This window comes from Mycobacterium sp. 852002-51152_SCH6134967, from assembly GCF_001667105.1.
Lineage (GTDB): Bacteria > Actinomycetota > Actinomycetes > Mycobacteriales > Mycobacteriaceae > Mycobacterium > Mycobacterium neumannii_A.
Genome location: NZ_LZIK01000007.1, coordinates 50,284 through 67,935, shown reverse-complemented (window position 1 = coordinate 67,935; position 17,652 = coordinate 50,284). Strand labels below are relative to the sequence as shown.

The window sequence follows — 17,652 nt, the reverse complement described above, 5'->3', positions numbered from 1 at the left end:
CACTCCGGGCGCGCAGGCCGACGTCCCGCCCCCATTGGTGCCCGCGATGCCCCTGCCGGAGAACGCGGTCGACAACGCGGTGGCCGAACTCGACGGCATGGCCGAGGACCTGATGCGCAAGTCGGAAATCCCCGGTATGGCCGTCGCCGTCGTGCACGGCGGAAAGACCGTGTACGCCAAGGGGTTCGGCGTCAAGGACGCCACCAAACCGGAGGAGGACGAGAACCGCGTCGACCCCGACACGGTGTTCCAACTCGCTTCGGTGTCGAAGTCTCTGGCGGCGACCGTGGTCGCCCACCAGGTCGGTGTCGGCGCCGTCAGCTGGGACACCCCGATCGTGTCCGAGCTGCCCTGGTTCGCGCTGTCCAATCCCGTGGTCACCTCGATGGTCACCGTCGGGGACATGATGTCGCACCGTTCCGGACTGCCCGACCACGCCGGCGACATGCTCGAGGACCTCGGATACGACCGCAGGCAGGTGCTGGACCGGATGCGCCAGCTTCCGCTGGACCCGTTCCGGATCTCGTACGCGTACACGAACTTCGGGTACACCGCGGGGGCCGAGGCGGTCGCGGTCGGCGCGGGCAAGCCGTGGGAGGTGTTGGCCGACGAGGTGCTGTTCCGTCCACTGGGTATGGGGCAGACCAGCTACCGGTTCACCGACTATCGCGCGCGACCCAACCGCGCGGCCGGCCACATCCACATGGACGGGCGCTACGAACCGGTGTTCGTCCGTGACGCCGACCCGGAAGCACCGGCGGGCGGGGCGAGTTCGTCGGTCAACGACATGACCCGATGGCTGGCCATGGTGCTGGCCAACGGAAGCCATGACGGCAAACAGATCGTCGCCCCGAAGGCCCTGCTGCCCGCACTCACGCCGCAGATCGTGTCGAGCCCGGCGAGCGAACCCGCGGCCCGGTCGGGCTTCTACGGGTTCGGTTTCAACGTCAGCTCGACCTCGGCGGCGCGCATGGAGCTGAGCCACTCGGGCGCCTTCGAACTGGGCACCGGAACGACCTTCCTGATCCTGCCGTCGGCCGACGTCGCGATCGTCGCGCTCACCAACGCCACCCCATCTGGGGTCTCGGAGGCACTGACCGCGCAGTTCGCCGATCTGGTGCAGTTCGGCGAGGTGCGCGAGGACTGGTACGGCCTCTACAGCGCGGCGTTCGCCGACATGGAGAAGCCGGTCGGGTCCCTGGTCGGCAAGCAGCCGCCGGCCAATCCTGTACCCGCTGCGCCGCTCGCGTCGTACGTCGGCACCTACCGCAACGACTACTGGGGGCCCGCCCGGATCACCGAACGCGACGGCGAGCTGCGGTTGGCGTTGGGTTCGAAGCTCGATGTGCCGCTCAAACACTGGGACGGCAACACCTTCACCTTCTCCTTCATCACCGAGAACGCGCCGCCGGGAACGGTTTCCACCGCGGTGTTCGATGGGGTCGATCGTGACAAGCTCACGCTTGAGTATTTCGACACGTTCAAGAAGGGCACGTTCGTCAAGTGACCGCCGCACCCGAGATTCAGGCCACCGGGCTGACCGAAGCCGAGGTCGCACAACGCATCGCCGAAGGCAAGACCAACGACGTCCCGACGCGGGCGGCACGCAGCGTGTCCGACATCGTGCGGGCCAACGTGTTCACCCGCATCAACGCGATCCTCGGGGTGCTGCTGATCATCGTGCTGTCCACCGGCTCGATCATCAACGGCGCCTTCGGGTTACTCATCATCGCCAACAGCGGCATCGGCATCATCCAGGAATTGCGGGCCAAGCGGACGCTGGACAAGCTCGCGATCGTCGGTCAGACAAAACCGTTGGTGCGCAGGCAAACCGGCGCCGGATCGGCTACCCAACAGCTCAGTCCCAGCGACATCGTCCTCGACGACATCATCGAACTCGGACCCGGCGACCAAATCGTGGTCGACGGCGAAGTGCTCGAGGAGGCCAACCTCGAGGTCGATGAATCGCTGCTCACCGGGGAAGCCGACCCGATCGCGAAAGACGCGGGCGACCGGGTGATGTCGGGCAGCTTCGTCGTCGCGGGCACCGGCGCCTACCGCGCCACCAAGGTCGGCAGGGAGGCGTACGCGGCCAAGCTCGCAGAGGAGGCCAGCAAGTTCACGCTGGTGAACTCCGAACTGCGCAGCGGCATCAACAAGATCCTGCAGTTCATCACGTACCTGTTGATTCCCGCCGGGCTGCTGACCATCTACACCCAGCTGTTCACCACGGAGTCCGGATGGAAGCGGTCGGTGCTGGCGATGGTCGGCGCGCTGGTGCCGATGGTGCCCGAGGGCCTGGTCTTGATGACGTCGATCGCGTTCGCCGTCGGCGTGATTCGGCTGGGCCGCAGGCAGTGCCTGGTCAACGAATTGCCCGCGATCGAAGGCCTGGCGCGCGTGGACGTCGTCTGCGCCGACAAGACCGGCACGTTGACCGAGAACGGTATGCGCGTCTCGGATCTCGAGCAGCTCGACGAGGCCGACGTCGGAAACATCCTCGCGCAGCTCGCCGCCGACGATGCCCGCCCGAACGCGAGCATGCAGGCCATCGCCGAGGCATACAAGATGCCGCCCGGCTGGACAGCGACGGCCACCGCGCCGTTCAAGTCAGCCACCAAGTGGAGCGGCGCGTCCTATGGGGAGCACGGCAACTGGGTGATCGGCGCCCCTGACGTGCTGTGCGCACCGGGCTCGCCGATCGCCGAACAGGCCGAACGGATCGGCTCCTCCGGCCTGCGGGTGCTGTTGCTCGGGTCCAGCGACCTGCCCGTCGACCACCCCGACGCCCCCGGCTGCGTGACCCCGGCCGCACTCGTCGTCCTCGAGCAGCGCGTGCGGCCCGACGCGCACGACACCCTCGATTACTTTGCCTCCCAGAAGGTCTCGATCAAGGTCATCTCCGGAGACAACGCGGTGTCCGTGGGCGCGGTCGCGGGATCGCTGGGCCTGCACGGCGAGTGCATGGATGCCAGGAACCTGCCGGAGGCCACCGACGAGCTGGCGGACGCGCTCGAATCGCACACCACCTTCGGCCGAGTCCGCCCCGACCAGAAGCGCGCGATGGTGCACGCGCTGCAGTCCCGAGGGCACACGGTCGCGATGACCGGTGACGGGGTCAACGATGTGCTCGCACTCAAAGATGCCGATATCGGTGTCGCGATGGGGTCTGGAAGCTCGGCGTCGCGCGCGGTGGCTCAGATCGTGTTGTTGGACAACAAGTTCGCGACGCTGCCGTATGTCGTCGGCGAAGGTCGCCGCGTTATCGGCAACATCGAACGCGTCTCGAACCTGTTTCTGACCAAGACCGTGTACTCGGTGCTGTTGGCGACATTCGTCGGCCTGGCCGGTCTGGCGTCGAAGTTCTTCGGCACCGACCCGCTGCTGTTCCCGTTCCAGCCGATCCACGTCACGATCGCGGCGTGGTTCACGATCGGCATCCCGGCGTTCATCCTGTCGCTGGCCCCGAACAAGGAGCGCGCCCATCCGGGGTTCGTGCGGCGGGTGATGACGGCGGCCCTGCCGTCGGGTCTGGTCATCGGCGTCGCGACGTTCACCTCGTATCTGGCCGCGTATCAGGGTCGCGAGGCGACGGCTGTCGAGCAGACCCAGGCGTCGACCGCGGCGCTGATCACCTTGCTGGTTGGGGCCATCTGGGTGTTGGCAGTGGTGGCGCGGCCCTACGAGTGGTGGCGGGTCGCGTTGGTCGCCGTCTCCGGCCTGGCCTACGTGGTGATCTTCTCGATACCGCTTGCGCAGGAGCTGTTCATGCTCGACATCTCCAACGTCAAGACGACGTCGATCGCGTTGGCCATCGGCGTGCTCGCCGCCGTCGCCATCGAGGGGATCTGGTGGGTGCAGGGTGCGGTGCTGGGAGAGCGCCGTCGGCTGTGGCGCGCCGAGTAGCCTTGGACGCATGGCATTTCTCGACAAGGTGAAGAATCTGCTGGCCCGCAACGCCGACAAGGTGGACACCGCGATCGACAAGGCCGGTGACATCGTCGACCGCAAGACGCAGGGCAAATACGCTCAGCACGTCGACAAGGTCCAGGACGCGGCGCGCAACTACGTCAACAAGGACAACCCGTCGGCGCAGGGCGCACCGCAGCAGCCGCCCCAGGCTCCGCCGCCGCAGCAGCCGCCACCAGCGCCCCAACAGCCTCCGACTGCTCCGCCCACCTCGTAGCGCATGGCCAAACTCTCCGTATCCGTCGACGTACCCCTGCCGCCGGAGCAGGCCTGGTCGTGCGCATCCGACCTCGCCCGCTACAAGGAGTGGCTGAGCATCCACCGGGTGTGGCGCAGCAAGTTGCCCGAAACGCTGGAGAAGGGCACGACGCTGGAGTCGATCGTCGAGGTCAAGGGCATGCCGAACCGGATCAAATGGACCATCGTGCACTACCGTCCGCCGGAGTCGATGACGCTCAACGGCGACGGCAAGGGCGGCGTCAAGGTCAAGCTGATCGGCAAGGTGCGCCCTGCCGAGAAGGACCCCGCCGGATCGACGGTCACGTTCGACGTGCATCTCGGCGGTCCCGCGCTGTTCGGCCCCATCGGCATGGTGGTCGCCGGAGCGCTCAAGGGCGATATCCAGGAGTCACTGAAGCGGTTCAAGTCGGTGTTCGCGCCGGCCCAGTAGGCGGGTGTTGACGCGTCAGAGTGAGCCGCCGGCGAGGGCGTACTCGCCGAAGGGCCCCGCCGATGCCTCCCGGACGAGGCGGCGCTTCTCGAGGCTGCCGTCGAGGAAAAGGGTGGCCCTGGCGCCGACGAGGTGAAGTACCGCCAGAACTCCGGCGATCAGGGCGACGGTCGAGTGCCCGATGAGGAATGCGGCGAGGCAAGCGGTCGAGGCGAACAAGGCTGCCGCATGCAGAAGCAGCGCCAGCGTGGCCAGCCCGTCGGAGGCAGGCGACCCGTCGGCGGTCGGCATGTGGTTGGTCATTGTCATCCTTCGCGAGAGCAACCCGCTTCATACCCCTGAGGAATCAGCACCAAACCAAGATCATCTGTGACACCAGACACATGCGTCACCGCGGCACTGATCGCACCCGGTCGCGCAGCTCCCGCTTGAGCACCTTGCCGTAGCTGTTCTTCGGCAGTTCGTCGATGAACTCGTAGCGTTTCGGGCGCTTGAACCGGGCGATGCGGTCGAGCAGATGCGCATCCAACTCGTCGGCCGACGCCGACCCGACGATGAACGCCACCACCACCTCGCCCCACTCCTCGTCCGGCGCGCCGACCACGCCGGCCTCGACGACACCGGGATGTTCGAGCAGCACCTCTTCGACCTCGCGGGGGTAAATGTTGCTGCCGCCGCTGATCACGACGTCCTTGGACCGGTCCCGCAAGGTGAGCAAACCGCGGTCGTCGAACGAACCCATGTCGCCGGTGTGCAGCCAGCCGTTCTGCAGCGTCGCGGCGGTCGCCTGCGGGTTCTCCCAGTAGCCCGACATGACGACGTCGCCGCGGCACACGATCTCGCCGATCTCGCCGACCTCGGCGGGTGTCCCGTCGGCCCTGCGCACCGCCACGTCCACCCCGGACCGGGCGTAGCCGACCGATCCCAGAACCGCATCGTCGGCCCATCCCTCTCCGTCGAGGTGATCGCTCTGGCGCAGCCCGGTGATGGTCATCGGCGCCTCCCCCTGGCCGTACAGCTGCACGAAGACCGGGCCGAACGCGGCCATCGACTGCTTCAGGCTCTCGACGTACATCGGACCGCCGCCGTAGACGATGGTTCGCAGGTTGTCCGGGCAGGCGCGGCCGGTCTGCACCAGGCGCTGGACCATGGTGGGCGCGAGGAACGCGCTGCAGCCGGGATGGTGTTCGCACAGGTCGAGGAACTCGTTCGGCTCGAACGCCCCGGACTCGGGGATCACCTGGCGCGCCGCGCGCAGCACGTACGGCGGAATGTAGAGTCCCGAGCCGTGCGACATCGGCGCGCCGTGCACCAGGGTGCAATTCTCGTCGGGGGAGTCGAAGTCGGCCAGGTGTGACACCGTCATCGCCATCAGGTTGCGGTGCGACAGCATCGCGCCCTTGGACTTTCCGGTCGTGCCGCTGGTGTAGAACAGCCAGGCCAAGGTCTCGGGATCGGTGATCGGCGGTGCCGAAGGCCCTGCGGTGAACCAGGTTTCGTAGCCATCGGTGCCGACGATCGTTATCGGGACCCCGGTTTCGGGTGCGAGCGCTGATGCGATCTTCGGTGAGGCGAACACCTGCGCGGCGCCGGAGTTCTCGAGGATCTGCACCATCTCCCGCGGGTGCAGCTTGTAGTTGATGGGCACGTACACACATTCGGCCGCCCACACCCCGAACATCAGCTCGATGATCTCCGGACAGTTCTCGCTGGCGACCGCGATCCTCTGACCCGGTGTGCGCAGCGTGGTGGCCAACCGCAGGGACCGTTCCCGCAACTGTGCCCACGTTTGATGTTGGCGCTCACCGTGATACACCGCACCTCGGTCACCGAAGCGGCTGGCGGCCTGATCGAGCAGAGCGAACAGGTTCACTGCCGGGCCACCCACTCTGAGGTCAGCGCGAAGTCCGACAGGTACTTAGTCGAACTCCAGCCGCCGTCGACGACGATCGTCTGACCGTTGATGAAGCTCGCACCCTCCGAACACAGGAAGGCCACGGTGCTGGCGATGTCGTTCACCTCGCCCAACCGCGGATATGGGGTCATCTCGGTGTTGATCTTGCGGAACCGCTCGTCTTCGAGGCGCGTCGCCACCATCGGCGTCAGCGTGACCCCGGGAGCCACTGCGTTACACCGGATTCCCTGCGGGCCGTACTGGCATGCGATGTGCTGGGTCAGCGAGGTCAACCCGCCCTTGGCCGCCGAGTACGCACCCCCACGGAGGCCGCCGACGACGGCGAACGTCGATGTCACGTTGACGATCCCCGAGCCGGACTCCATGTGTGCGATCACGTCGCGGGCCAACCGGAACGGCGCTCGCAGCATCAATCCCAGGAAGTAGTCCAGGGATTCGTCATCGGTTTCGTGCAGCGGCTTGGGGCTTCCGACGCCGGCGTTGTTGACCAGGAAGTCGATGCGGCCCCAACGATCCAGCGCGGCCTGCACGATCGTCTGCGGCGCGTCGTCGGCGGTGAGGTCGACGGCGACCGTTGCGACGCGGTCGGTGTCACCGATCGCCTTCTCCAGCCCGGCGAGCCGGGTGTCGTCGCGGCCGGTGCCGAGCACCGCCATGCCCGCCTCGGCCAGTTTGGTCGCACAACCGAACCCGATGCCGCTGCTCGCCCCGGTCACGATCGCTACCTGAACCATTCTTGCTCCTCGCGTCCGCGGTCATGTCAGGGCCGCTCGTATCCGATGCTTCAACACTTTTCCGGCGTCGTTCTTGGGCAACGCCTCCCATACCACCACCTGCTCGGGTGCTTTGAAGCGGGCCACGCCGTGCTCCTCCAGCAACACGCGCATGCCCGCCACGTCGGGAGCCGGCTGATCGGTCGCGACGACGACGGCGCAGGCCCGCTCGCCGGTGCGCTCGTCGGGTATGCCGACGACGGCGATTTCCGCGACGCCCGGGTGGCCGATGAGAATGTCCTCGATCTCCTTGGGCGAGATGTTCTCTCCGTTGCGGATGATGATGTCTTTGGCGCGACCGGTGACGATGAGAAAGCCGTCGTCGACCCACCGACCGAGGTCGCCGGTGCGGAAGTAGCCGTCGCCGTCGAACGCGTCGGTCTCGTCTTCGGGATGCAGGTAGCCCACGAGCATCTGCGGCCCGCGGGCGCGGATCTCGCCGTCTATCAGTTCGATGTCCGCGATACCCGGCCTGCCGTCGGTGTCGGCGGCGTGCTCGGTGTCGTCGAGTGAGCCGACCGTGGTCACCGGGACCTCGGTCGAACCGTAAACGCGGGACACCGCCGCCTTTTCGAAATAGGCGGTGGCGCTGCGGATCAGCGACGGCGGGACCGACGCGCCACCGCAGATGAACACCTTGAGCTCCGGCAGTCGTGTTCCGGCCCGCTCGGCGGCGGCGAGCAACCCGTCGAGGAACGGCGTGGCCCCCGCCATGTGCGTGACCCGCTCGTCGAGCATCAACGTCACTGCGGCATCCGGATCCCAGCGCTGCATCAGCACCGCGGTGCTGCCCAGCAGCAGGGGGCACTCGAACGCATAAATCGACCCGCCGATGTGCGCGATCGGGGACGGTACGAGGAACGTGTCGCCCGCCGCGACACGCCAGTGCTCGCCGATCTGACGGATCAGCGCATGGATCGAGTTGTGGGTGTGCAGCACGCCTTTCGGCCGGCCGGTGGTTCCCGAGGTGTAGAGGATCATCCGCACCGTGTCGGCGTTCAAAACCGGCAGGACGCCCGCGCCACCGCTGCCCAAGAAGGTCTCGAACGGCGTGTGGCCGCCCGCATCGCCCCGCACGACGACGACTTCGGGCGGGGCGGACATCGCACCGGTGACGCGATCCAGCGTCGCCACGTAGTCGTGTTTGTTGAAGGCGGACGGCACGAAGACCGCCCGGACGTCGGCATCCTGCAGGATGAACGTCAGCTCGTGGTCGCGCAGCGACGGCAGGATGGGGTTGACCACCATGCCCGCCAACGTCGCCCCGTGGTAGATGACCGCGGCCTCGTGCCAGTTCGGCAGCATGAACGACACCACGCTGCCCGCGGGCATGCGGGCCATCAACGTGTGCGCCAGCGCCACGGCGCGGTCATACAGCTCGCGACACGTGAGCCGGATGTCGCCGTCCACCAACACGGTTCGGTCGGGCGTCGAGGTGGCCGCGTCGCGCAGCGCGTCGGCCAGCGTGTCATGTACCCACAGGCCGCGCCGGTAGGCGTCGGCGCTGCGCTTCTCGTCGACACGCACCGCCCGGCCTAACCCTTGATCCGGCGCATCGTCATCGAGTGCCGGTACCGCGACGAGGGATGGGTGTTGATGGTCACCTGCGCGACCTCGCCGTCGGAGGTGGTGTAGGCGCGGCGCATCTCCAGAGCCGCGCTGCCCGCATCGACCTTGAGCGCCCTGGCGAGATCCGGCGACACGGTGATGGCCGCCATCTCCTGATGCACCTCGACGATGCTGACCCCGAACAGGTCCTCGATCAGCGGGAAGATCGGTCCCGAATGGCGTTGCAACAGCCGCCCAACCGCCGCGAACGCACGATTGATGTAGTACTCGGTGGTGCAGACGGGTGTGTCGCTGCCCTCGTTCTGCCGGCAGCCGCGGACCGCCAGCCACTGCGTACCTGCCTCCAACCCGGTGCGGTCGGCCAGCTCATCGTCGACGGTGACCATCGCGTTGGACTCGATCGTGAGCTGGGCGCCGGCCGCGAACGCCAGCAGGTCGTCGATCGAGACAACATCTTGCGCATACGAATTGGATGCGGGACGAGGGACCACGAGGGTGCCTGCCCGTGGCCGCGACGCGATCAGGTTGTCCTCCCGCAGCCGGCGCAGCGCCTCGCGGACGGTGTAGCGGCTGACCGCGAAGCGTTCGCACAGTTGCTGTTCGGTCGGCAGCTGTGAGCCGACGGGGTAGATCCCGTCGACGATCTCCTTGCGCAGGGTGCGCGCGACCTGCAGGTAGCGATGGTCGGTGGGGCTGACGGTCATGTCCGCCGCAGCGCCAGCACGCTGCCCTCGCCGTCGGCCGACACGTACAGGGTGCCGTCACGGCCGACGGTGATACCGGCGAACGGCCCCTGCGGTCCGGAGAACGGCGGCATCCCTTTGAGCGGCTTGGGCTCCACACCCGGCGGCGGCCCCACCGGAAGATCTGAAGCGATCGTGGTGCGCGCGTTGGTTTTCAGGTTCACCGCGAGCACCTCCTTGGCGCCCGCGTCGACGATGTAGAGCACGCCGTCGGCGACCGCGATGCCCTGCGGGCGCGACAGGCCGTCGACCACGGTTTCCGTCGTATCACCGACCGCGATCACCCGTCCCGCCCCGGACTCCGCGACCAGCGGCCGACCGTCGTCGTCGAATGCGACGCCGACCGGATCCCGCAGATCCGAGGCCAGCACCTCGGCGCTGCCCGACGCCAGCGCATGCACCCGCCCCGTGCCGAGCTCGGTGAACACGATCCGCTCACCCGGCCCGACGGCCACACCGTAGAGCTGGTCGAAACCGTCTGCCAGGTAATCGGTTTCGCCGTCGGCGGGGCGGTACCGGGCGATCTGGCCACCCGAGGTGGCCACCACGAACGCATTGCCTGCAACCGGTGCCAGCCCGCGGAGGAAGCCCGGGTACCCGGGGGAGAACAGCATGCCGACGGTCTGCAGCGATCCGTCATCGCCCACGGTGTAGAAGTAGGTGCCGTCAGCAACGTAGAGCCGACCGTCGTCGCCCACCGCCAGATCGAGCGGCCAGTTCAACCCGCCGCCGAGCAGCGCGCGGGTTTCGCCAACGCCGATGATCTCGGTGATCTCACCGGTGAAGTTCGAGACGAACAGGCGGTCCCCGACGAAGGTCAGGTTGTCCAATCCGGGGTTGAGCTGAGCCAGAAGGGTTTTCTCGCCGCTTCGCGGATCGATACGCAGCACCTGGCCGCTGGCCACCTGCGTCGAGACGAGATTGCCCTGCGGGTCGAACTTCACCGCGTCGGGCACACCGAGGTCGGTGGCCACCCGTTGCGGCTCAGTGCCGTTGGGGTCGATGCGCCAGATCTCATTGGCCGTCATCAGCGGGTAGTACAGGAAGCCGTCCGGGCCGACCTCCATGGCGTTTGGTGACGGCAGGCCCTCCAACAGGATCCGCTCGGCGCCCGTGGTGCGGTCGAGTTCCATCAGCCGTCCGCCGTCGCGGCACTCGTTGACGAACAAGCGATCCTGGTGCACGGTGATGCCGTTGGCGGACGGCAGGTCGTCGCGCAGCACCCGCGTGCGGCCCGCGGCGTCGCGCACGCTGACCCGTCCGTCCATCACCTCGGTTGCGAAGAGGTTGCCGTCGCTGTCGAAGGCGACGTCGTCGGGGCCGATGATGTCACCGCCCTTGGCGCTGACCGTCTCGAGATTCCCCGTGCCCAGGTCCAGCGCGCTGATCTGGCTGCCCGTCACCTGGGCGACGTAGACGCGGCCGTCCGGGCCGGTGCGCAGACCGTTCGCACCGAACAGCCGGCTCGGGGCGGTGATCCGCTCGAGACGCCACCCGGCCGTCGCGGTCGGATTTCCGCCCGGATAGCGAGATTGCTGCAGGGATCCCGTCGCCGATTGCGTCATGACCTGGCACGTTAGCAACTCCGCTTAGTCCAGACAATAGGCAGCGAAAGGGACTGTTTCGCCCTTGACGGGCCGATTAGCGCTGGGGAATAGTGTTCTGCAACATGGAGAGCAACACTCGTTGTCCGGACAAATAGCATGGACGACCTCTTGAGGCTGGACGGCCGGATCGTCGTGGTGTCGGGTGCGGGCGGCGGCGGGATCGGCACCACCGTGACCCGGATGGCGGCCGAGGCCGGTGCCACGGTGGTGGCCGTGAGCCGGTCGAAAGCAAACCTCGACGAACACATCGGTCCACTGGCCGATCAGGGGCTGCCCGTCGTAGCGGTGTCGGCCGACGCCTCCACCGACGAGGGCATCGCCACCGTGATGGAGCGGGTCCGGCGAACCGAGGGCGATCTGTACGGATTGGTGAACATCGCGGGCGGCGCCGCGCCGTCGACGTGGATGCCGTCGACCCGGGTGACGCGCGCGGACTGGCGGGAGTTGTTCACCGCGAACCTCGAGACGGCGTTCTTCATGAGCCAGGCGGTATGCGGAGAACTCCGCGCCCGCGGCCTGAAGGGCTCGGTCGTCTCCGTGTCGTCGATCAGCGGGATGAACACCGCGCCGTTCCACATCGCCTACGGCACGGCCAAGGCGGCGGTGGTCGCGATGACGCGCACCATGGCCGCCGAGTTGGCGCACGACAACATCCGCGTCAACGCGGTGGCGCCCGGGGTGACCGAGACCGCCGCGTCGCGCACCTACGTCGACGTCGACCCCGACCGGGACCGGCGGGCGATCGCGATGGGCAGGCGGGGTCGGCCCGAAGAGCAGGCGGGGGCGATCCTGTTCCTGCTGTCGGACCTGTCGAGCTATATCACCGGGCAGACGCTTCTCGTCGACGGTGGGCTCAACCTGAAGTGGACGCACCTCGGTGCCGACAACACCTCGCTGTTCCTCAAAGACGAAACCTTCCGCGCAGAAATCAGTCGGTTCTAAGGAGTTTGAAATGACCGATACGCAGCCCAGGATTGAAGCGCCAGAAGAGCTCTGCGAACCGATGACGATCCCGGTGGAGGCGTACGTCTCGGAGGAGTATGCGCGCGCCGAGCGGGACAAGCTGTGGCGCAAGGTATGGCAGCAGGTCGGCCGCGTCGAGGAGCTTCCCGAGGTCGGCAGCTACCTGACCTACGACATCCTCGACGACTCGATCATCGTGGTGCGCACCGGGGCAGACGAGTTTCGGGCGCACCACAACGTGTGCATGCACCGCGGCCGCCGCCTCGTCGACACCCCCGACGGGGACAAGAACGCCGTCGGCCGTGCCCGCAAGTCGTTCGTCTGCGGATTCCACGGCTGGACATACGGACTCGACGGTGCCTGCACCCATATCCGCGAACAGGACGACTGGAACGGCGCGCTCACCCCGCAGAACACCCACCTCGTCCCCGTCCAGGTCGACACGTGGGGCGGCTGGCTGTTCATCAACATGGATCCCGACTGCGAACCGCTTGCCGACTACCTGTTCCCGGCCGCCAAGATCCTCGATCCGTTCGGGCTGGAGAACATGCGCTACAAGTGGCGCAAATGGCTGTACTTCGACTGCAATTGGAAGGTCGCGCTCGAGGCCTTCAACGAGACCTACCACGTGTTCACCACCCATCCGGAGTTCAACAAGTTCGGCGAGTTCAAGGGTTGGGCCAAGGCGCAGGGCAGGCACAGCAACATCGGATACGACGCGCCGAAAGACATGGAGGCCACCCGGTCCAAGATCCGGTTGGGCACCGGTGACGATCCCCGCGTCTCCACCGCCGAGATGCAGATGTACACGTGGGAGCAGACCAACGCCACCACCACCGAGACGCTGGTGAACGCGGCCAAGAGGTTGGTCGACGAACTGCCCGAGGGCACACCTCCGGACAAGGTTCTCGAACACTGGTTGGCATCCGCCAGGCGTGACGACGAGGCCCGCGGCGTCGTGTGGCCGACCATTCCGCCAGACATCCTCGGGCAGGCGGGCACGGCGTGGCAGATCTTCCCCAACTTCCAGGTCGGCCAGGGCCTGACGACCGCGCTGTGCTACGGCGCCCGGCCGCATCCGAGCTACGACCCGAACAAATGCATCTTCGAGGTGGCGACGTTGGAGCTGTTCCCGAAGGGTCAAGAGCCGCAGACGCATTGGGAGTACACGCCCAAGGACAGCCCGAACTGGCTGTCGGTGCTTCCCCAGGATTTCTCGAACATGGCCGCGGTGCAGCAGGGCATGAAGTCGCTGGGCTTCGGTGGCACCAGGCCCAACCCGTACCGCGAACGCAGCACCGTGAACCTGCACTATCAGTTGTCCAAGTACATGGGCACCGGCGAACCGAAAGAGCTCTGAGCTATGACTTTGTCCGATTCGAGGCCCGACACCTGCGGACCCACGGAGACCCCCGACGACATCGACATCGATGCGCTGCGGGAGAAGTACGCCCAGGAGCGGGCGAAAAGACTTCGGCCCGAGGGCTCCAAGCAGTACGTCGAGTTGACCGACGACTTCGCCGGCTACTACGAGACCGACCCGTACACCCCGGTCGCGCCGCGTGACCCGATCGTCGAGGACATCGACGTCGCGGTGCTGGGCGGCGGCTTCGGCGGGCTGCTGTCGGCGGCGCATCTGAAGAAGGCCGGGGTCGAGGACGTCCGGATCATCGAGCTGGGCGGCGACTTCGGTGGGGTCTGGTACTGGAACCGGTATCCGGGCATCCAGTGCGACAACGAGTCTTATTGCTACATCCCGCTTCTGGAAGAGCTCGACTACATCCCGAGCAAGAAGTTCGCCGACGGACCCGAGATCTACGAGCACTGCAGGCGCATCGGTAAGCACTTCGGCCTCTACGACTCGGCGATCTTCTCCACCCAGGTGCGCGATATGCGCTGGGACGAGGAGATCAACAGGTGGCGCATCGCCACCAACCGCGGCGATGACATCCGCGCGCGGTTCGTGGTGCTGGCGTCCGGGCCGTTCCACCGGCCGAAGCTGCCGGGCATCCCGGGCATGAAGGATTTCAAGGGACACAGCTTCCACTCGTCGCGTTGGGATTACGACTACACCGGCGGCGACTACACCGGCGGCATGGACAAGCTCGCCGACAAGCGTGTCGCGATCATCGGCACCGGCGCCACCAGCATTCAGGTGGTGCCGTTCCTGGCCCGAGATGCCAAGCACACATATGTCGTTCAGCGCACCCCGTCGACGGTCGACGCGCGCAACAACACCCCGACCAACCCCGACTGGGTGAAGACGCTGCAGCCCGGCTGGCAGAAGGAACGCCAGCGCAACTTCCACTCGTGGACGTTCGAGGGGATGGCGCCCGGGCAGCCGGATCTGGTGTGCGACTTCTGGACCGAACTCGGCCGCAACACCGCTGCGCGGGTGCTCTCACTCGAGGACCCGTCGACGCTGACGCCCGAGCAGTTCATGGCGATCCGCGAGGAAGAGGACTACAAGATCATGGAGCGGCTGCGCCGCCGGATCGCCGAGACCGTCGAGGATCCTGACACGGCCGAGGCGCTCAAGCCGTACTACCGCTTCCTGTGCAAGCGTCCGCTGTCCAACGACGACTACCTGCCCACCTTCAACCGGCCCAACGTGACGCTGATCGATGTGTCCGACACCAAGGGGGTCGAGCGGATCACCGAGAAGGGCTTCGTCGCCAACGGCCAGGAGTACGAGGTCGACTGCATCATCTACGCCAGCGGCTTCGAGATCACCACCGAGATCAGCAGGCGCTACTCGATCGACGCGATCGAGGGCCGCGACGGGCTGTCGCTCTACGACTACTGGCACGACGGCTACAAGACGCTGCACGGTATGACCAGCCGCGGCTTCCCGAACCAGTTCTTCACCGGCTTCACCCAGGTCGGCATCTCGGCCAACATCGCGGCCAACTACGAACTGCAGGGCGAGCACATCGCCTACATCATCGCCGAGGCGTTGAAGCGGGGCGCGACGGTCGTCGAGCCGACCGACGATGCGCAGGAGCAGTGGTGCCAGACCATCCGCGAATCCGCGGTCGACAACTCGGCTTTCGACGCATCCTGCACTCCGGGCTACTACAACAACGAGGGCGGCGGCGGCGGTGAGGGCATCCGCTCACACCTCGGTGAGCCTTACGGTCCGGGCTTCTATGCGTTCGGCGATCTGCTCAAAGCGTGGCGCGACAAGGGCGACCTCGATGGCCTGGTACTCGAGAAGTAGCGATTTGTGTGCGTTTGGGAGCGGTGAGCGCTCCTTATCGCACACAAATCGCAGGTATGGCGATGAGTGAGCTGCGCTTCGACGGTCAGGTGGCCGTCGTGACCGGCGGCGGCAGGGGGCTGGGCCGCTCATACGCCATGCTGCTCGCCCAGCGCGGCGCCAAGGTCGTCGTCAACGATCCGGGCGGCAGCCTGTCCGGTGACGACTACGATCCCGTCCACCCGCCGTCTGAGGCGCCCGGCCCCGCCGAAGAAGTAGTGCGCGAGATCACCGCTGCCGGAGGCGAAGCCATCGCGAACACCGATTCGGTGGCCACCCCGGCCGGCGGCAAGGCGATCGTGCAATCGGCTCTCGAGCGCTACGGGCGCCTCGACGTCCTGATCCACAACGCTGGCATCGTGCGCCGGGCCCCACTCGCAGAGATGACGTACGACGACTTCGAGGCGGTGCTCGACGTCCACCTCCGTGGTGCTTTTCACGTGGTGCGCCCGGCATTTCCGTCGATGTGCGACGCCGGATACGGCCGCATCGTGCTGACGTCCTCGATCGGTGGTCTCTACGGCAATCACGGCGTCGCCAACTACGCAGTGGCCAAGGCAGGCGTGATCGGCCTGTCCAACGTCGCGGCCATGGAGGGCGCCGCGCACGGCGTCAAGAGCAACGTGATCGTGCCCGCCGCGGTGACACGGATGGCCGAGGGCATCGACACGTCGGCGTATCCGCCGATGGGCGCGGAGCTGGTCGCACCGGCGGTGGGATGGCTGGCACACGAATCATGTTCGATCACCGGTGAAGCGCTGATCGCGCTGGCAGGCCGGATCGCGCGGGCCGTGGTCGCGGAGACCCCAGGCGTCTACCGGCCGTCGTGGTCGATCGAGGAGGTCGGCGCGCAGATCGCCGCGATCCGCGACCTGTCCGAACCCGTGGTGTTCCCTGTCGTGCCCGACGGGCACAACGACCACATCAAGTACAGCTTCGCCATGGCGCAGAAGGGCGGTGTCCATGCTTAGCGGGCCGCTGGCCGGGGTGCGTGTCGTCGACCTCACCGCGATGGTGATGGGGCCGTACTGCACCCAGATCATGGCGGACATGGGTGCTGACGTCATCAAAGTCGAACCGCCGCAGGGTGATAACACCCGCTTCATCTCCGTTGGCCCTTCGCCCGGGATGAGTGGGGTGTTCGTCAACGTCAACCGCGGTAAGCGCAGCGTGGTGCTGGACCTGCAGACCGAAGCCGGAAAGGCGGCGATGCGGGCGCTCATCGAGCGCTCCGACGTGTTCATCCATTCCATGCGCGCCAAGGCGGTCGCCAAGCTCGGCTTCGGCTACGACGACGTCGCCGCCGTCAACCCCGCGATCATCTACACCAACTGCTACGGCTACGGCCGCCGTGGGCCCGACCGCGACCGCCCCGCCTACGACGACACCATTCAGGCCGAGGCCGGATTGCCCGCGGTACAACAGCAATTGACCGGTGAGGCCGATTTCGTCGGCACGATCATGGCCGACAAGGTCGGCGGGCTGACGGCCCTCTACGCGACGATGATGGCCCTGTTTCATCGCGAGCGGACCGGGGAAGGGCAAGAGGTCGAGGTCGCCATGTTCGAGACGATGGCGTCGTTCATGCTGGTCGAACATGCCAACGGCGCCATGTTCGACCCCCCACTGGGGCCCGCGGTCTACCCGCGCACGGTCGCGCCCAACCGCAGGCCGTACCGCACCAGCGACGGCTACATCGCCGCGCTGATCTACAACGACAAACACTGGAACGCGTTCATCAGCGCGGTGAGTCCGGCGTGGAACGACGAGTCTTACGCCACCCTCGAGAAGCGTGCGCACAACATCGATGTCGTCTACGGGCTGCTCGCCGAGACCATGAAGGAGCGCACCACGGCCGAATGGCTGGACCTGTTCCGGAAACTCGAGATTCCCGCCGCGCCGCTGAACACCCCGGACGCGCTGTTCGACAACGAACACCTGAACGCGGTCGGGCTCTTCGAGACCGTCGAGACCCCGGACGGACCGGTGCGCTTTCCTGGTGTGCCGACGTGGTTCTCGCGCACACCCGGCAAGGTCGCAGGCCCCGCCCCGACGCTGGGCGCCGACACCGATGCGGTGCTCGACGAGTTGGGGCTCACCGCGCTCGGCTCCGTGGCTTCAGACGGAAACGGGGCGGATCTCGTCAACAACCCCAGTGTCGGCGCAGCGGAGCGGGGGTAGGCG

General features: G+C 66.9%; 15 protein-coding genes. 9 read left to right on the top strand and 6 right to left on the bottom strand.

Annotation, left to right across the window (positions count from 1 at the left end):
- The 4 genes from A5790_RS01635 to A5790_RS01620 form a co-directional block, all read left to right on the top strand.
- A partial coding sequence (locus A5790_RS01635) for a serine hydrolase (protein WP_082961532.1) occupies positions 1-1,507 on the top strand: 1,507 nt, incomplete at its 5' end.
- Positions 1,508-1,521: 14 nt separating this feature from the next.
- Positions 1,522-3,906 carry a cation-translocating P-type ATPase gene (locus tag A5790_RS01630; protein WP_156656278.1) on the top strand — a complete coding sequence of 795 codons (2,385 nt, stop codon included), beginning with the start codon at positions 1,522-1,524 and terminating at the stop codon, positions 3,904-3,906.
- A 10-nt stretch (positions 3,907-3,916) separates the two neighbouring features.
- On the top strand, positions 3,917-4,186 hold the full coding sequence (locus A5790_RS01625) for an antitoxin (RefSeq protein WP_066840928.1): 270 nt from the start codon (positions 3,917-3,919) through the stop codon (positions 4,184-4,186).
- A 3-nt stretch (positions 4,187-4,189) separates the two neighbouring features.
- Positions 4,190-4,639: an SRPBCC family protein gene (locus A5790_RS01620; protein ID WP_066840925.1), complete on the top strand. Its 450-nt coding sequence runs from the start codon at positions 4,190-4,192 to the stop codon at positions 4,637-4,639.
- 15 nt (positions 4,640-4,654) lie between these two features.
- Here the strand turns inward: A5790_RS01620 and A5790_RS01615 are convergent, their stop codons facing one another.
- The 6 genes from A5790_RS01615 to A5790_RS01590 form a co-directional block, all read right to left on the bottom strand.
- A complete protein-coding gene (locus tag A5790_RS01615; RefSeq protein ID WP_066840923.1) occupies positions 4,655-4,942 on the bottom strand; it encodes a hypothetical protein in 288 nt (95 codons plus the stop codon).
- Positions 4,943-5,027: 85 nt separating this feature from the next.
- Positions 5,028-6,512: a long-chain fatty acid--CoA ligase gene (locus tag A5790_RS01610; RefSeq protein WP_066840943.1), complete on the bottom strand. Its 1,485-nt coding sequence runs from the start codon at positions 6,510-6,512 to the stop codon at positions 5,028-5,030.
- Positions 6,509-7,288 carry an SDR family NAD(P)-dependent oxidoreductase gene (locus A5790_RS01605; protein ID WP_066840921.1) on the bottom strand — a complete coding sequence of 260 codons (780 nt, stop codon included), beginning with the start codon at positions 7,286-7,288 and terminating at the stop codon, positions 6,509-6,511. Before A5790_RS01605 ends, A5790_RS01610 begins: the two co-directional genes overlap by 4 nt.
- Positions 7,289-7,309: 21 nt before the next feature.
- On the bottom strand, positions 7,310-8,854 hold the full coding sequence (locus tag A5790_RS01600; RefSeq protein ID WP_066840919.1) for an AMP-binding protein: 1,545 nt from the start codon (positions 8,852-8,854) through the stop codon (positions 7,310-7,312).
- Positions 8,855-8,862: 8 nt separating this feature from the next.
- Positions 8,863-9,600 carry a GntR family transcriptional regulator gene (locus A5790_RS01595; protein ID WP_066807783.1) on the bottom strand — a complete coding sequence of 246 codons (738 nt, stop codon included), beginning with the start codon at positions 9,598-9,600 and terminating at the stop codon, positions 8,863-8,865.
- Complete coding sequence (locus tag A5790_RS01590; RefSeq protein ID WP_066840917.1) at positions 9,597-11,204, bottom strand: SMP-30/gluconolactonase/LRE family protein; 1,608 nt, start codon at positions 11,202-11,204, stop codon at positions 9,597-9,599. Before A5790_RS01590 ends, A5790_RS01595 begins: the two co-directional genes overlap by 4 nt.
- Positions 11,205-11,342: 138 nt before the next feature.
- Here A5790_RS01590 and A5790_RS01585 point away from each other — a divergent pair, with 138 nt between their 5' ends.
- The 5 genes from A5790_RS01585 (at position 11,343) to A5790_RS01565 (ending at position 17,649) form a co-directional block, all read left to right on the top strand.
- Complete coding sequence (locus A5790_RS01585) at positions 11,343-12,188, top strand: SDR family NAD(P)-dependent oxidoreductase (protein WP_066840915.1); 846 nt, start codon at positions 11,343-11,345, stop codon at positions 12,186-12,188.
- A 10-nt stretch (positions 12,189-12,198) separates the two neighbouring features.
- Positions 12,199-13,569, top strand: coding sequence for an SRPBCC family protein (locus A5790_RS01580; protein WP_066840913.1), 1,371 nt, complete (start codon positions 12,199-12,201; stop codon positions 13,567-13,569).
- Between the two features lie 3 nt (positions 13,570-13,572).
- Complete coding sequence (locus A5790_RS01575; RefSeq protein WP_066840911.1) at positions 13,573-15,429, top strand: NAD(P)/FAD-dependent oxidoreductase; 1,857 nt, start codon at positions 13,573-13,575, stop codon at positions 15,427-15,429.
- Positions 15,430-15,491: 62 nt separating this feature from the next.
- Complete coding sequence (locus tag A5790_RS01570; RefSeq protein WP_066840941.1) at positions 15,492-16,439, top strand: SDR family NAD(P)-dependent oxidoreductase; 948 nt, start codon at positions 15,492-15,494, stop codon at positions 16,437-16,439.
- A complete protein-coding gene (locus tag A5790_RS01565; protein WP_066840910.1) occupies positions 16,432-17,649 on the top strand; it encodes a CaiB/BaiF CoA-transferase family protein in 1,218 nt (405 codons plus the stop codon). The genes A5790_RS01570 and A5790_RS01565 overlap by 8 nt, the downstream gene beginning before the upstream one ends.
- Positions 17,650-17,652 lie beyond the last annotated feature (3 nt).

Excerpts from the sequence above, each read along its gene's own strand:
- A5790_RS01625 (WP_066840928.1), top strand. The coding sequence starts at position 3,917 with ATGGCATTTCTCGACAAGGTGAAGAATCTGCTGGCCCGCAACGCCGAC.
- A5790_RS01620 (WP_066840925.1), top strand. The coding sequence starts at position 4,190 with ATGGCCAAACTCTCCGTATCCGTCGACGTACCCCTGCCGCCGGAGCAG.
- A5790_RS01615 (WP_066840923.1), bottom strand. The coding sequence starts at position 4,942 with ATGACCAACCACATGCCGACCGCCGACGGGTCGCCTGCCTCCGACGGG.
- A5790_RS01605 (WP_066840921.1), bottom strand. The coding sequence starts at position 7,288 with ATGGTTCAGGTAGCGATCGTGACCGGGGCGAGCAGCGGCATCGGGTTC.
- A5790_RS01595 (WP_066807783.1), bottom strand. The coding sequence starts at position 9,600 with ATGACCGTCAGCCCCACCGACCATCGCTACCTGCAGGTCGCGCGCACC.
- A5790_RS01590 (WP_066840917.1), bottom strand. The coding sequence starts at position 11,204 with ATGACGCAATCGGCGACGGGATCCCTGCAGCAATCTCGCTATCCGGGC.
- A5790_RS01585 (WP_066840915.1), top strand. The coding sequence starts at position 11,343 with ATGGACGACCTCTTGAGGCTGGACGGCCGGATCGTCGTGGTGTCGGGT.
- A5790_RS01580 (WP_066840913.1), top strand. The coding sequence starts at position 12,199 with ATGACCGATACGCAGCCCAGGATTGAAGCGCCAGAAGAGCTCTGCGAA.
- A5790_RS01575 (WP_066840911.1), top strand. The coding sequence starts at position 13,573 with ATGACTTTGTCCGATTCGAGGCCCGACACCTGCGGACCCACGGAGACC.
- A5790_RS01570 (WP_066840941.1), top strand. The coding sequence starts at position 15,492 with ATGAGTGAGCTGCGCTTCGACGGTCAGGTGGCCGTCGTGACCGGCGGC.
- A5790_RS01565 (WP_066840910.1), top strand. The coding sequence starts at position 16,432 with ATGCTTAGCGGGCCGCTGGCCGGGGTGCGTGTCGTCGACCTCACCGCG.